12 protein-coding genes are annotated in these 14,010 nt (G+C 73.4%); 10 read left to right on the plus strand and 2 right to left on the minus strand.

The window, feature by feature from the left end; genetic code table 11:
* Positions 1–64 precede the first annotated feature (64 nt).
* From DEJ49_RS01075 to DEJ49_RS01100, 6 genes are all read left to right on the plus strand, one after another.
* Positions 65–850: an aspartate/glutamate racemase family protein gene (locus DEJ49_RS01075; RefSeq protein WP_223832674.1), complete on the plus strand. Its 786-nt coding sequence runs from the start codon at positions 65–67 to the stop codon at positions 848–850.
* A complete protein-coding gene (locus DEJ49_RS01080; protein WP_317850437.1) occupies positions 847–2,535 on the plus strand; it encodes a PucR family transcriptional regulator in 1,689 nt (562 codons plus the stop codon). Before DEJ49_RS01075 ends, DEJ49_RS01080 begins: the two co-directional genes overlap by 4 nt.
* A gap of 207 nt (positions 2,536–2,742) precedes the next feature.
* The gene (locus DEJ49_RS01085) at positions 2,743–3,873 is read left to right on the plus strand and encodes a M20 family metallopeptidase (protein ID WP_223832675.1); all 1,131 of its coding nucleotides are present in this window, start codon (positions 2,743–2,745) and stop codon (positions 3,871–3,873) included.
* Positions 3,870–4,673: a GNAT family N-acetyltransferase gene (locus DEJ49_RS01090; RefSeq protein WP_150181924.1), complete on the plus strand. Its 804-nt coding sequence runs from the start codon at positions 3,870–3,872 to the stop codon at positions 4,671–4,673. Before DEJ49_RS01085 ends, DEJ49_RS01090 begins: the two co-directional genes overlap by 4 nt.
* Before the next feature lie 41 nt (positions 4,674–4,714).
* The gene (gene menC / locus DEJ49_RS01095) at positions 4,715–5,782 is read left to right on the plus strand and encodes an o-succinylbenzoate synthase (protein ID WP_150187971.1); all 1,068 of its coding nucleotides are present in this window, start codon (positions 4,715–4,717) and stop codon (positions 5,780–5,782) included.
* 499 nt (positions 5,783–6,281) lie between these two features.
* Positions 6,282–6,866 carry a M23 family metallopeptidase gene (locus DEJ49_RS01100; RefSeq protein ID WP_223832676.1) on the plus strand — a complete coding sequence of 195 codons (585 nt, stop codon included), beginning with the start codon at positions 6,282–6,284 and terminating at the stop codon, positions 6,864–6,866.
* Between the two features lie 21 nt (positions 6,867–6,887).
* On the opposite strand, the gene DEJ49_RS01105 is transcribed toward DEJ49_RS01100, so the two are convergent.
* Both DEJ49_RS01105 and DEJ49_RS01110 read right to left on the minus strand, forming a co-directional pair.
* Positions 6,888–7,709, minus strand: a complete 822-nt coding sequence (locus tag DEJ49_RS01105) for a phosphoenolpyruvate hydrolase family protein (RefSeq protein ID WP_150181925.1) — start codon at positions 7,707–7,709, stop codon at positions 6,888–6,890.
* A 24-nt stretch (positions 7,710–7,733) separates the two neighbouring features.
* Positions 7,734–8,987: a Tm-1-like ATP-binding domain-containing protein gene (locus tag DEJ49_RS01110; RefSeq protein ID WP_150181926.1), complete on the minus strand. Its 1,254-nt coding sequence runs from the start codon at positions 8,985–8,987 to the stop codon at positions 7,734–7,736.
* Between the two features lie 119 nt (positions 8,988–9,106).
* Between DEJ49_RS01110 and DEJ49_RS01115 the strand changes: the two genes are divergently transcribed.
* The 4 genes from DEJ49_RS01115 (at position 9,107) to DEJ49_RS01130 (ending at position 13,984) form a co-directional block, all read left to right on the plus strand.
* Entirely contained in the window at positions 9,107–10,561 is a 1,455-nt protein-coding gene (locus DEJ49_RS01115; protein WP_190329230.1) for a PLP-dependent aminotransferase family protein, read from the plus strand.
* 61 nt (positions 10,562–10,622) lie between these two features.
* Positions 10,623–12,425 (plus strand): ankyrin repeat domain-containing protein, encoded by a 1,803-nt coding sequence (locus tag DEJ49_RS01120; RefSeq protein WP_150181928.1) that lies wholly within the window; start codon positions 10,623–10,625, stop codon positions 12,423–12,425.
* Between the two features lie 49 nt (positions 12,426–12,474).
* On the plus strand, positions 12,475–13,359 hold the full coding sequence (locus DEJ49_RS01125; RefSeq protein ID WP_150181929.1) for an AraC family transcriptional regulator: 885 nt from the start codon (positions 12,475–12,477) through the stop codon (positions 13,357–13,359).
* 292 nt (positions 13,360–13,651) lie between these two features.
* On the plus strand, positions 13,652–13,984 hold the full coding sequence (locus DEJ49_RS01130; protein ID WP_190329231.1) for an STAS domain-containing protein: 333 nt from the start codon (positions 13,652–13,654) through the stop codon (positions 13,982–13,984).
* The last annotated feature ends 26 nt before the right edge of the window (positions 13,985–14,010 follow it).

Below are 14,010 nucleotides of genomic sequence, written 5' to 3' on the forward strand. Positions count from 1 at the left end.
TCGGCCCGGACCGACCTGAAGGGAAGGGCCGCGCTCGATGACGGTGCGACGTACGCGACGTCCGATGCTGGGGATCCTGGGCGGGATGGGACCGTTGGCCACGGCCGCGTTCTACCGCAAACTGGTCGAACGCACCCCGGCGGACGCCGATCAGGGGCATCTGCCCGTGATCGTCTGGGCCGACCCCGGCGTCCCCGACAGGACCTCCGCCCTGCTCGGCGAGGGACCCTCCCCCCTTCCCGCGCTCGTGGAGGGCGCCCGGGAACCGCGGCGCCCGGGTGCCACGTGCATCGCGGTGCCGTGCAACACCGCGTACGCGTACGTGGAGCAGGTGACGCGGGTGACGGGAGTGGAGGTCGTCGACATGATCGACGCGGCGCTGGAGCAGGCCGCGCGCAGTGCGCGGGCCGTCCGGCGCGTGGGCGTCCTCACCACCCGCGGCACCCGCGCCGCGGGCCTGTACGAACGGGCGGGCGCACGCCTCGGGCTCACCGTGGTCCAAGTGCCCGACGAGGCACAGTGCGCATACGTGGATCCCGCGATCCGCGCGGTCAAGGCGGGGGCGGACATGGCCGGGGCCGCGCGGTGGATCGCCGCCGCCACCCGTGTCCCGCAGGAGCTGGGCGCGCAGGTGGCCGTCGCCGCCTGCACGGAGATTCCCCTGGTGGCCGGGGAGGTGGCCCGGGTGTTGCCGATGGTCGACTCGGCGGAGGCGCTCGCCGACCGCGTGGTCGACCGGCTGTGGCGACCCTCTCCGCGGGAGTTCGTTCCGGGGGACGGGAACGGCCGCGTAATCTCGTGTCCACGTACGGATGCGCAGGAACGCACCGGTCCTAACCTGCGGAGATGATCAGGCACATGTCGACGCACCCCGCCCGCGGTCTGAGCCGGGTGCTCGAGGACCTCGGGCCCTCGCTCCTGGATCTGCTCCTCGGCGACCCCGCGGCCGCGACGGAGCTCGGCGGCGTCGGCATCCACGACCCGCACGACGAACAGCACCACCCCGATCGGGCCATCGTGCTCGGCGTCGGCGTGCACGGGGCGGAGGAGACCGCCCGGCTGATGCGCGCGCTCGCGGGCGCGGGCGCCGCCGCGCTGGTCGTGCGCGAGCCCGTCGACACGGCGGACCTGGAAGCCGTGGCGCAGGAGACCGGAATCGCTCTGCTGGCGCTGACCCGCGGGGCGTCCTGGGCCCAGCTGGCGGCGATGCTGCGGACCCTGCTGTCGGAGGGCGACGTGGGCGGGGTCGACGAGCAGACCCTGGGCGGCGTGCCGTCCGGTGACCTCTTCGCACTGGCCAACGCGATCGCGACGCTGCTGGACGCACCGATCACCATCGAGGACCGCCGTTCGCGCATCCTGGCCTTCTCCGGACGTCAGGACGAGGCGGACCCGGCCCGGGTGGCGAGCATCCTGGCCCGGCGGGTGCCCGAGCGGTATCTGCGCCTCCATGAGGAGCACGGCGTCTTCAAGGAGCTCTACCGCACCGACCGGCCCGTCCACATCCCGCCGCCGACGCTGGGCGACGAGGTCGCGCTGCCGCGCGTGGCGATCGCGGTGCGGGCGGGCGACGAGGTACTCGGATCGGTGTGGGCGGCGTTGCGGAAGCCGCTCACCGAGGAGCGGGAAGAGGCGTTCAAGGAGGCGGCCAAGCTGGTCGCCCTGCACATGCTCCGCTTCCGGGCGGGCGCCGACGCCGAGAACCGGCTGCGCGCCGATCTGGTGACGACGGCGCTGGAGGGCGGCTCCGGGGCGGTCGCGGCGCTCGGCCGGCTGGGTCTCGCCGACGAACCCCTCCTCGTCCTGGCCATGGGGCTCGCACCCGCGTCCGCGACGAGCGGCGACCACGCGCAGCTCGCCGCCGAGCGGCAGCGGCTGGCCACGGCGCTGGCCGTGCATCTCACGGCGGTGCGGCCGCGGTCGGCCGTGGCGCTCCTCGGCGATGTCGCCTACGCGCTGTTCCCCGTCGCCGACGACTCGGCGGCCGCGCGGGAGCGTGCCGTCCAGGTGGCGGCGAACTTTCTGCGGCGCACGGGCGATCGCGGCGACGCGGTCGTCGGCATCGGCTCGGTGGCGCCGGAGCCGGCCGCACTGGCCAGGTCCCGTACGAACGCGGACCGCGCGCTGCGCGTGCTGACGAGCCGTCCCGGTGACGGCGGCAGGCGCGTCGCCGCCATCGCCGACGTCCACATCGACGCGCTGCTGCTCGAGATGCGGGACCTCGCGGTCGCCAACCGCGACGAACTGTCGGGCCCGCTCGCCCGGTTGACGGCGTACGACCGGCGGCACAACGCGCATCTCGTCGAGACGCTGCGGGCGTGGCTGGACGCGTTCGGCGACGTGATCGGCGCGTCGGCGAGCGTCTTCGTCCACCCCAACACCTTCCGCTACCGGATCCGGCGCGTCGCCGAGGTGGGGCAGATCGATCTGCGGGATCCGTCCGCGCGGTTCGCCGCGATGCTGCAGTTGCGGCTGATGGGGGCGTACGACGGGGGCGGCGACGCTTCCGGGGCGGGCCGCCGGACGGGCGACTGATCAGAGCCGGACGCCTGGCGGCACCGCCAGGTCGGCGTGCGTGTCGTGGAAGGTGTTCGCCCGTTCGACGGTGCGTACCCAGTCATCGTTTCGGTCTGCCGTACGAAAGCGCGGGCCACATGTGTGATGCACGTACGAACCCCGTTCCTCGCGTCCTGCCTAGCGTGGTGGTCATCCGCGGTCACCCCATCCCTGGAGGACTCCCCCGTGCAGGCCGACCATCCTTCCCTCCCTGCGCCGCCACCCCTCGGCGCGCTCCTCGACGACCTCGGAGAGCTCGTGACCTGCGAGTCGTACTCCGCCGACCACGCGGCCGTGGCCCGCAGTGCGCGGGTCGTCGCCGATCAGGGCAGCAGGCTGCTCGGCGCGCGGCCGCGGACCCTGGAGGTCGGCGGGGTCACCCATCTGCAGTGGAGCTTCGGGACCCCGCGCGTGCTGCTCCTCGGCCACCACGACACGGTCTGGCCCATCGGCACCCTCAAGACCCACCCGTTCTCGGTGCGGGAGGGCGTCGCGCGGGGGCCCGGCATCTTCGACATGAAGGCGGGGCTCGTGCAGATGTTCCACGCCTTGTCGATGCTGCCCTCCCTCGACGGCGTCTCCGTCCTGGTCACCGGGGACGAGGAGGTCGGCTCGGACACCTCGCGCGCGCTCATCGAGGACACGGCGCGCGTCTGCCGGGCCGCCCTCGTCCTGGAGGCGTCGGCGACCGGCGGCGTCCTGAAGACCGCCCGCAAGGGCGTCTCCCACTACGAGATCACGGTCCACGGCCGTGCCGCCCACTCCGGCCTGGAACCGGAGAAGGGCGTCAACGCCGCCACGGAGCTCGCCCACCACCTCCTCGCCCTGCGGGGCATCACCGACGCGGTGAACGCCCGCACCGGGCCGGGCACGACGATCACGCCGACGGTGATGTCGGCCGGTACGACCACCAACACCGTTCCGGCCCGCGCCCGGCTGAACATCGACGCACGCGTCCCCACCTCGGCCGCCCAGACAGCGGTCGACGACCTCCTGAAGGGCCTCGTCCCGCACGACCCCGAAGCCCGCCTGGAGGTGTCCGGCGGCCCCAACCGGCCGCCCCTGGACGCCGCATCCTCCCGGAGCCTGTTCGCGCTGGCCGCAGGCATCGCGGACCGCATCGGCCTCGGCCCGCTCCGGCAGACGGCCGTCGGCGGGGCGTCCGACGGCAACTACACGGCGGGCGTCGGCTGTCCGACGCTCGACGGCCTCGGTGCCGTGGGCGACGGCGCGCACGCCGACCACGAGCACGTCGTGACCTCCGAGATGGTGCCCCGCACCCAACTCCTCGCCCACCTCGTCGGAGCGCTGCTGTGAACCACCTCGACATCCGGGAACTCCACACCATGGAGGAGTTCGAGGCCGTCTGCCGTCTCTACGCCGACATCTGGGGCACCGAGCCGGGCACGGGCCCGATCTCCGCCGAGGTGATGCGGGCGCTGAGCCACGCGGGCAACTACGTCGGCGGAGCGTTTGAGGACGGACGCATGACGGGCGCCTCCGTCGCGTTCTTCGCGGAGCCCGCGGGCACCACCCTCCACTCCCACATCACGGGCGCCGCCATGGGCCGCGGCATCGGCCTGGCCCTCAAGCTGCACCAGCGCCAATGGGCCCTGGACCGCGGCCTGAAGCGCATCACGTGGACGTACGACCCCCTCATCCGCCGCAACGCCCACTTCAACCTCACCAAACTCGGGGCGCGTCCCGTGGAGTACCTGGAGTCCTTCTACGGCGCCATGGACGACGCCATCAACGGCGGCGACGAGTCGGACCGCGTCCTGACCGCCTGGGACCTGTCGGCGCCGCGCCTCGCGGCCGAACACGACGGCATACCCCTGCCCGCCGGCGCCGCACACGCCGTGCGCGACCACGAAGGACTCCCCCGGCTCGGGTCCACCGACGCCGAGTTCGTCCTGATCGACCTGCCGGACGACATCGAGGCGCTGCGCCGCACCGACGCCGCCGCGGCCCGCGCCTGGCGGCTCGCCGTGCGGGAGACCCTCGGCGCCCTGCTCGCCGACGGCGGCCGCGTCCTCGGCCTCCACGACCGGCGCAGCTACGTCGTCCACCGCGCGCCAGCCACCTCCGCCCACCTGCCCCATGGGAGCAACCAGTGACCAAGTCGAAGATCACCGGCGTCGAACTGCGCCGCATCGCGATGCCGCTCGTCGCGCCGTTCCGCACCTCGTTCGGCGTAGAGTCCGCCCGTGACGTGCTGCTCGTGCGGGTCGTCACCGCCGACGGCGAGGGCTGGGCCGAGTGCGCGGCGATGTCCGAGCCCCGCTACTGCAGCGAGTACGTCGACGGGGCCCAGGACGTCCTGCGCAAGTTCCTGATCCCCGCGCTGCCCAAGGACGGCGTGGACGCGGCGGCCGTGGGCCGGGCCCTGGAGCCCTTCACCGGCCACCACATGGCGAAGTCCGCCCTGGAGAGCGCGGTCCTCGACGCGCAACTGCGGGCCGGCGGCGAGTCGTTCGGGTCGTACCTGGGCGCGGCGCGCGACCGCGTCCCCTGCGGTGTCTCCGTGGGCATCATGGACTCGGTCCCCCAACTCATCGACGCCGTCGAGCGGTACGTCGCCGAGGGGTACGTGCGGATCAAGCTGAAGATCGAGCCGGGCTGGGACGTCGAGCCCGTGCGCGCGGTGCGCGAACGCTTCGGGGACGATCTGCTGCTGCAGGTCGACGCGAACGCCGCGTACACGCTCGTCGATGCCCAGCACCTCGCCAAGCTGGACGACTTCGGTCTGCTGCTGATCGAACAGCCCCTGGCCAACGACGACATGGTGCAGCACGCGCAGCTCGCCAAGCTCCTGCGCACCCCGATCTGTCTGGACGAGTCCATCGAGTCCGCCGCGCACGCGGCCGCCGCGATCTCGCTCGGGGCCTGCTCGATCATCAACGTCAAGCCGGCCCGGGTGGGCGGCTATCTGGAGGCCCGGCGGATCCACGACGTCGCGCGCGCCCACGGCGTCCCCGTGTGGTGCGGCGGGATGCTGGAGACCGGTATCGGCCGGGCCGCCAACGTCGCGCTCGCGGCGCTGCCCGGGTTCACGCTCCCCGGCGACACCTCCGGCTCGCACCGCTACTTCGCCACCGACATCACCGAGCCCTTCGTGCTCGCGGACGGCCACCTCGACGTCCCCACCGGGCCGGGCCTGGGCACGGAGCCACTGCCGGACGTCCTCGCCCAGGTGACGACGGCCATGGAGTGGATCGGCCTCTAGGGGGTAGTGCATGGCGCGGCCCGGCCGCTGTGGACCTCGGCCGCGCCGCGCCGTAGTTCGTCCGCCGTCCCACGGACGCGGTCGACAAGCACCGTGGTGTCCGCCGCGTCCATGCCGGGAATCCGGTCCTTTCAGAGAGGCCGGGGGACTCCGTACCTCGACGAGTTCCACCCTGAATCAAGTGCGCGATGCATCGCTGCCCTACCCCCTCGATGTGCATGGAAATGGGCCGCCGTACATTCCTGACCGCTCTTTCCTTGCGCGACCAGTATCGTGCCGGGGCTCTCAAGGCGTCCAATATCGGTTCGTACTGAGCACTAGTCCGGTCAGTTATGGGGGTTTGTGCCCCCGTTCCGGAGAGCGGAACGGGCGGGCCCCGTGTCCTCCGGATGGCGCAGCCGACGTGCGTACCCGCGTCCCTGCCGGTCTGCTGAGTGAGATGGGCCACCACATAGAGAGCCCGCGCGAAGCGGGCACCACACGACGTGACGTACTGGGCATGGCAGCGGTGCTGCTGGCGGGCGGCGCCCTCACGGCGGGGGCGGCCGCACCGCGGCCGGTCGAGGAACTCGACTCCTGCGAGGCCGACTACGACGCCGAGTTCGAGTCGGCGCTCGCCGACGGCGACGCGGAGTTCCCCGAGGACGAGGAGCGCGGCTTCGCGGCCGGTCCCCGCCGGTTCACCCTCCCGCTGCGCCGCAGGTACCGGATCACTTCCCGGTACGGGGCGCGCGGCAACTGGCTCGCCGGCCACCACACCGGTATCGACCTCGCGGTCCCCCGCGGCACCGCCGTGTACGCGGTGGGCGGCGGGGTCGTCGTGCTCGCGCGCTGGTCGGGTGCGTACGGCAAGGCCGTCACCGTACGGATGCCGGACGGGCACTACGCGGTGTACGGACACCTCTCCCGCATCCGGGTGCGCAAGGGTGCCCGCGTCCGCGCCGGGACGCGCCTGGGGAACAGCGGCAGCACGGGGCGTGCCACCGGGCCCCATCTCCACCTGGAGATACGGTCCCGGCGCCACTACGGCTCGGACGTCAGCCCCTACCGCTATCTGGCGCGGCGGGGAGCCCGCCTCTGGTAACACTTCCGGCACCGGAGGCCTTCAGGAGCCCAGGGACTTGAACGCCCGCGTCTGCTCGACGATGGCCCGTTCCGTGGGCAGCCGTTCGATGGACGAGGCGCCGAAGAAGCCGACGATGCCGGTGGTGTGCTCCAGGACGTACCGGGCGTCCTCGGGCTCGGCGATGGGACCGCCGTGGCAGAGCACGAGGGCGTCCGGGTTGACCCGCTTGGCGGCGTCGTGCATGTCCTGCACGGCGGCCGCCGCCTGGTCGAGCGTCATGGCGGTGCCCGCGCCGATGGATCCCTTGGTGGTGAGGCCGACGTGCGGGACGAGGATGTCGGCGCCCGCCCTCGCCATCTCGGCGGCCTGCTCCGGGTCGAAGACGTAGGGCGCGGTGAGCAGGTCGCGTTCGTGGGCGGCACGGACCATGTCGATCTCCAGGCCGTACCCCATGCCGGTCTCTTCGAGGTTGACGCGGAACGTGCCGTCGTACAGGCCGACGGTGGGGAAGTTCTGCACGCCGGTGAAGCCCATGGCCTTGAGCTGGTCGAGGAAGAGGTCCATGCGGCGGAACGGGTCCGTGCCGCAGACGCCCGCGAGGACCGGGGTGTCGCGGACGACGGGCAGGACCTCCCGTGCCATGTCGACGACGATCTCGTTGGCGTCGCCGTACGGCAGGAGTCCGGCCAGGGAGCCGCGGCCCGCCATCCGGTAGCGGCCGGAGTTGTAGATGATGAGCAGGTCGACGCCGCCCTCCTCCGCGCACTTGGCGGAGAGTCCGGTGCCCGCGCCCGCTCCGATGACGGGCTGTCCCGCGGCGACCTGGGCGCGCAGCCGGGCGAGTGCTTCCTTGCGGTTCATGGGGTTGCTCCTCGAAGCGGTGGGTCAGCGTGCGGCCTGTGAGGCGGCGCGTTCGCCGATCAGCTGGTGCAGGCGGTCGGCCATGGCCACCGCGAAAGCCCCGTCGTTGATGTGGGAGTCGACCTCGTGGAGGCGGACGCCGCTGCCGCAGACGGTGGCGCGCAGCGCGTCGAGGCCCGTCCTGTCGGCCACCGGGTCGGCGAAGGGCGCGTCCGGCATGTCCACGGCCGAGAGTCCGCGCAGGGGCCAGAAGAGTTCGGCGGGGCCGCGGGCCGCGGCGAGCTTGTGGCCGAGCATGGCGCCGAGGGCCGCCATCTCCCGTGCGGTCGTCCGCATCAGGGTGACCGTCGGGTTGTGGACCAGGAACCGCCGGCCCGCGAAACGCTCGGGAACGCTGTCCGCGGGGCCGAAGTTGACCATGTCGAGGGCTCCGGGCGCGACGACCTGCGGAATGGCGGCGGCACCCGCCGCGGTGAGCCGGTCGGGGCCCGCGCTGAGCACTCCCCCGACGAGTTCGTCGGCGAGTTCGGTGGTCGTCAGGTCGAGGACGCCGTCCAGCAGACCGTCGGCGGCGAGCTTCTCCACGGCGCGGCCGCCGGCGCCGGTGGCGTGGAAGACCAGGACCTCGTAGCCGAGTTCGGCGAGGCGGGCGCGGGCCGTGTCGACGGCGGGCGTGGTCACGCCGAACATCGTGGCGGCGACGACCTTGCGCCGCGGGCCCGCGAGCTCTTCGTAGCTGCGCTCCTGGCGGCGTGCCATGCCGGCCGCGGCGGCCGCCGCGTTGCCGAGTATGTGGCTCGACACGGAGTTGATGCCGGAGATGTCGACGACGCTGTACATCATCGTGAGGTCGCTGCTGTCGACGTACGGTGCCACGTCACCGCCCGCCATGGTGGAGACCAGGACCTTCGGCACGCCGATGGGCAGGGCGCGCATGGCCTGCGCGGCGATGGCCGAGCCACCGCTGCCCGCCGCGGCGAGCACCGCGTGCAGCTTGCCCTGGTGGTGCAGGTCGAGCACGACACGGGTCAGTCCGTCGGCCATCGCGGCGACCGCGGCGCCGCGGTCCCCGGCGGCGCGCAGCGAGCCGAGGTCGTGTCCTGCGGCCCGGGCGACCACGTCGGCGGGCACGTCGGCCACGGGCGCGTGGGCGGGCGGCGGCAGGACGCCGACGTCGACGAGCAGGACGTCACTGCCGTACTCCCGGAGCCGTTCGCGCAGCCACGCGTACTCCTCGCCCTTCGTGTCCAGCGTGCCGACGAGGACCACGGTCGCCATGTACTCCACACTCCTTCAGGTGCTCGGTGCTGTGATCCTGCGACCGGTCCCCGTCCCGGGCAACGGCCAGTGGGACCCGATTGGCCTGCGCGGCACGCGAGTAGGCGAAGATGAAGGGCATGGCGAAGATCCCGACGGCCCGTTTGTCGCGGCTGCTCACCGGCTGGTCATCGGAGGGCGCGGCTCCACTTCCGCGCAGGCTCGCGGACGCTCTGCGGGAGCTGGCGGAGCGGGCGGACGTGGCTCCCGGCTCGACTCTGCCCTCACAACGCGAACTCGCGGGCGTGCTGGGGGTGAGCCGCTCCACCGTGACCGCCGCGTACAGCCTCCTGGAGGCCGAGGGCTGGCTGGAGAGCCGGCGCGGCAGCGGTTCGCGGCTGCGCGGCTCGGGGGCCCTGGAGCAGCCCGCGGACGAGGACCGGCAGGGGGGCGAGGGCCGGCTCGCCAGTTTCGACGCGCGGACGAGCGGCGCCGATCTGTCGAGCGGTGCGCTGGACGGGCTCGGCGCGGTGGCCGACACGGTCGGCGCGCTGACGGGCGCGGAGCTCGCCCCGCTGCTGCGCGCGGACGGCTATCTGACGCACGGGCTACCGGAGTTGCGCGAGGGCATAGCGGCGTACTACCGCGGGGCCGGGCTGCCCACCGAGCCGGAGCAGATCCTGGTCACGGCGGGGTCGCAGCAGGCCGTGTGGCTGGTCGCGCAGGCGCTGGTCGACCCGGGTGACACGGTCGTGGTGGAGAACCCGACCTACCGTGGCGCCCTGGAGGCGCTGCGGTCGCGCGGCGCGCGGCTCGTCCCGGTCGGCGGGGACGGGCCGGGCGGGGGCGGCGCGGGATCGGACGCGGCGGCCCTGCGGCGGCTCGGCGCGAAGGTGCGGCCGCGGCTCGTCTACCTCCAGCCGTCCGTGCACAACCCGACCGGCCGCAGTCTGGACGGCGCGGCGCTGCGGGAGTGGGCGTCGGCGCTGGGCGAGCGCGAACTGTTCACCGTCGAGGACACGGCGTGCGCGGAGCTCGGCCTCGCGGACGACGGTGCGCCGGTGCCGCTTTCGGGCCGCCTCCCCGCGACGTCCACGATCACGGTGGGAACGCTGTCGAAGCTGTTCTGGGGCGGGCTCCGGGTGGGCTGGGTGCGGTCGTCGCCGCACATCGTGGCGCGCCTCGCGAAGATCAAGACATCGGTGGACCTGTCGTGTTCGGTCGTGGACCAGCTGGTGGCGTCGCGGCTCCTTGCCGGGCTGCCGCAGGCACGGACCGCTCGCCGCGCGGTGCTGCGCGGGCAACTGAAGGGCGCGGAGAAGCTGTTGCGCTCGCGCGCCCCGCACTGGGAGTGGGACCGGCCGGCCGGTGGACCCGCCTTGTGGGTACGGGTGCCGGGCACCGACACGGAGGCGCTCGCGCAGCTGGCTCGGCGCCGGGGCGTGGCCGTCGTGCCGGGCTCGGCGTTCTCCGCGGTGGACGGGTTCCGCGACCGGCTGCGGCTGCCGTACGCACACGGCGTCGACCTGCTGGAACGGGCCCTGCCGACGCTGCTCGACTGCGCGGCGCGGAGCCGGGTGCCCACCGGGAGCTGATCCCCCGTCACCGGGGCGGCGGGCCGAGCCCGTTGTCAGACCCTGCTGTCAGCATGACGGCATGGGATTTTTCGACGACTTGGTGTACCCGGCGGGGGAACGGCTCGAGGACCCGCCCGGGGGACCTGCGGGGCGGCGCGGCGAGTCGGTCCGGCTGGGCCCTCCGGACGACGATGTGGCCCGGCAGCGGCCGCCGCTCGACTGGTTCGCTCCGGCCGTGGTGCCGCAGCCCGCGGTGGCGGGGAGCGGACCGGCGGCGAAGGTGCTGCTGTCCGGCTGGTCCGTGTGGCCCGGCTCGGTCACGCTGCACCTCGCCGTGCACCGGACGGTCATCCGCCAGGGAGACGGTGAGGCCCGGCAGCAGTCGGGGCTGCGAGTCGGTCTCCTGCTGGGCGACGGCCGGCGCGTGACGTCGCTCGATACGGACGGGTCGGAGTTCACGAGGGTGCTCGGTCCGGCGGCACACGTGGCTGCCGCCCGGTCGGGGAGGTCGACGGGGCTGATTCCGCTGGACTCGGGCGGGATGGGCGACTCCCTCTTCAGGACCGAGGTCGACCTGTACCTGCCGGAGCTGCCCCCGGCCGGGGAGACGCGGCTGGTGGTGGAGTGGCCGGACGAGGAGATCCCGGAGACCGGTACGCCGGTGGACGCCGACGTCCTGCGTGCCGCGTCCGCCCGCGCCGTCGAGGTGTGGCCCGGCCTGCCGGCGCCCCGCGCCACCTCGGGGGACCGATTCCTCGTCTTCAGCCGGTGGGGAGGCCCGCCCGGCTTCCTCGCCCGCCCGATGTCCGCGCACGAACTCGGCGTCCTGCGCGAGCGCGAGAAGGCACGGCGGCGGTACGTGCCGCGGGGCGACTGGGAAGGCATGGGGTACGAGGACTGGCGCGACGCGGCGCTGATCCGGGCCCGGCTCGACGGGGGCGCGTCCGCCGACGCCGACGTGTGGTCCGGCTCCACCCCGCTGCACATGGCCGCCCGGCACGGCGGCGCGGAGTCCATGCGCCTGCTCCTCCCCCACGTCACACACGTCGACGCGCCCGACGACGAGGGGCACACCGCGCTGTGGCACGCCGTCTGCGAGGGCGACGAGGCCTGTGTCCGTGCGCTGATCGGCGCCGGCGCGGACGTCTGGACACCGCAGACAGGACCCTGGTCGCCGGGGCGGCTGCTGCTGACGACACCGCTCGCTCCGGTCGTCGCGGAACTGCCGGGCGCGGCGGCGCTGCCGGACGAGGAGCTCGCGGCCTTCCGCGCCGCGGACGCGCTCGTCGCGGCCTTCACCGACGAGGGCCGGTGGACGGAGGGGCTCGGCGTCGCCTTCGTGCGTGGTCTCGATGGTGCCGAGGTCGTCCGCCGCCTGGGCGCCGACCCGGCGCGCTGCCCCGAAGTCCTCCCGGAGCACGCCCCGTTCGACGACCTGGACGAGGACGACGAGATCGACGCCGACGGTGACGACACGTTCCTCCGCTTCGTCTCGGTGAGCGAGGTTCCGGGCGACCCCGGCGGCTGCGTGATCACCCAGGACGGATACATGCCGAGCGACGAGACCCTGCTGGGCGCGGTATCGGCCGGTACCACCGCCTACGGTCTGTACTTCAACCCGAAGGGCGGCACCCACGGGACACTGGCGCGGGACGGGGTGTGCGTGCGGCACGAGGAGGTCGGCCTCTCCCCCGACGCGACGGACCCGACCGCGTACTGGCACTTCCGTTTCTGGCGGACCGGCCCGGACGTGCCGTACGACGCGCGCGATCTCGCCTACGCCTGCGCGGCGGCCGGGCTCCGTGTCGTCGACGGCCGCCCGGCCCTCGACGGCACCGCGCCGCGGCGCCGGGTGGAACTGCCCGCCGACGTCGTGCGCTGAGCGCGGGAGTCCCTAGGGTGATGATCACGGAACAGGAAGGGGGCCGGGCGTGCTGGAGCGGCTCAACGAGGCCATGGAGTACATCGAGCGCCGGCTCGGCGGGACCGTCGACGTGGCCGAGGCGGCCCGGATCGCGGCCACGTCCGAGTACCACCTGCGCCGGATGTTCTCCGCGCTGGCGGGCATGCCGCTCTCGGAGTACGTCCGGCGCCGGCGGCTCACGCTCGCGGGCGCGGAGGTGCTGGCGGGCCGTGACACGCTCCTGGAGATCGCGGTCCGCCACGGCTACGGCTCGGCCGAGGCGTTCGCGCGGGCGTTCCGCTCCATGCACGGCGTCGGGCCGGGTGAGGCCCGGCGTACCGGCGCCGCGATCGGCTCCCAGTCCCGGATGACCTTCCGCCTCACGGTCGAGGGGAGCAGCGACCTGCGGTACCGCGTGGTGGACAAGCCGGACTTCACCGTCGTCGGGCCCAGGGCCCGCGTGCCGCTGGTGCACTCGGGGCCGAACCGGGCCATCGTCGACTTCGTCCGCGGGATCGCGCCGGAGCACCTGGAGCGCCTGGAGAAGCTGTCGGACCAGGAGCCGCGCGGTGTCCTCGCCGTCTGCGACGGCCTGGACCCGAGCCGCGCCGAGGGCACCGAACTCGACTACTACCAGGGCGTGATCACGACGGCGGCCGCCCCGGCGGGCGCGTCCGTCCTGCCCGTGCCCGCCGGGACCTGGGCGGTGTTCGCGACGTCGGGGCCCGCGCCGGAGGCCATCCAGCACCTGTGGCGGGACGTTTTCACGGAGTGGTTCCCGTCGAACCCGTACCGCAGCCGCCCCGGCCCGGAGATCCTGCGCACGCACATGTCGCCGGACCACACGGAGGCGGACGCCGAGCTGTGGCTTCCGGTCGAGCGGGAGCAGGAACGGCCCGCGCAGGACTCCTGAGCGGGACGCGGGGAGCACACAAAGCGACGTGATTACGGTGCGTAATCGATGAGTTGACGGTTCATCAGCTCCGCTTCCCGGTCAATCACATCACCCTATGAGGGTACGAACGGCTCTGAGCGGGAACGATTGACACATGACCTCGGTGCCGCCCAGGACCCCGGTGGCGTCCGGCGCCGGTCTTCGTACGCCACGCCACCGCCATTTTGATTACTCTCCGTGAAGGGAGAAGACACTGCTGGACTGGGAAACGGGCACCGCCGACTTCACCTTCGGCCTGCATCACCGCGTGGTGAACGGCACCGATGTCCTTGCGTTTTGGGGCGAACTGGACGCCTGGGCCGACCAGGAGCTCGCCCCCCGTGTCATGGCACTCATGGACCGGGCCGGCCCTCGGGTCGTCGCGGACCTGCGGGAAGTGACATTCATGGATGCCGGCGGCCTCCGCCTGCTCGTGCGGATCCGGAAGCGGGTCGCCCCCGACCGGGGCACCTTGTGGCTCGTGCCGGGCAGCGCGCGCAACCGGCGACTGCTGCGCATCACCTCACTCGACAAGGCGTTCACGATTCCGGCCGGCGCGCCGGTGCCGTGCACGCGAGCCGGCTCCCGGATCGGGTTCCGCTGACGCGGCCCCGGATCCGGGTCACAGGT

The organism is Streptomyces venezuelae (genome assembly GCF_008642335.1).
Lineage (GTDB): Bacteria > Actinomycetota > Actinomycetes > Streptomycetales > Streptomycetaceae > Streptomyces > Streptomyces venezuelae_F.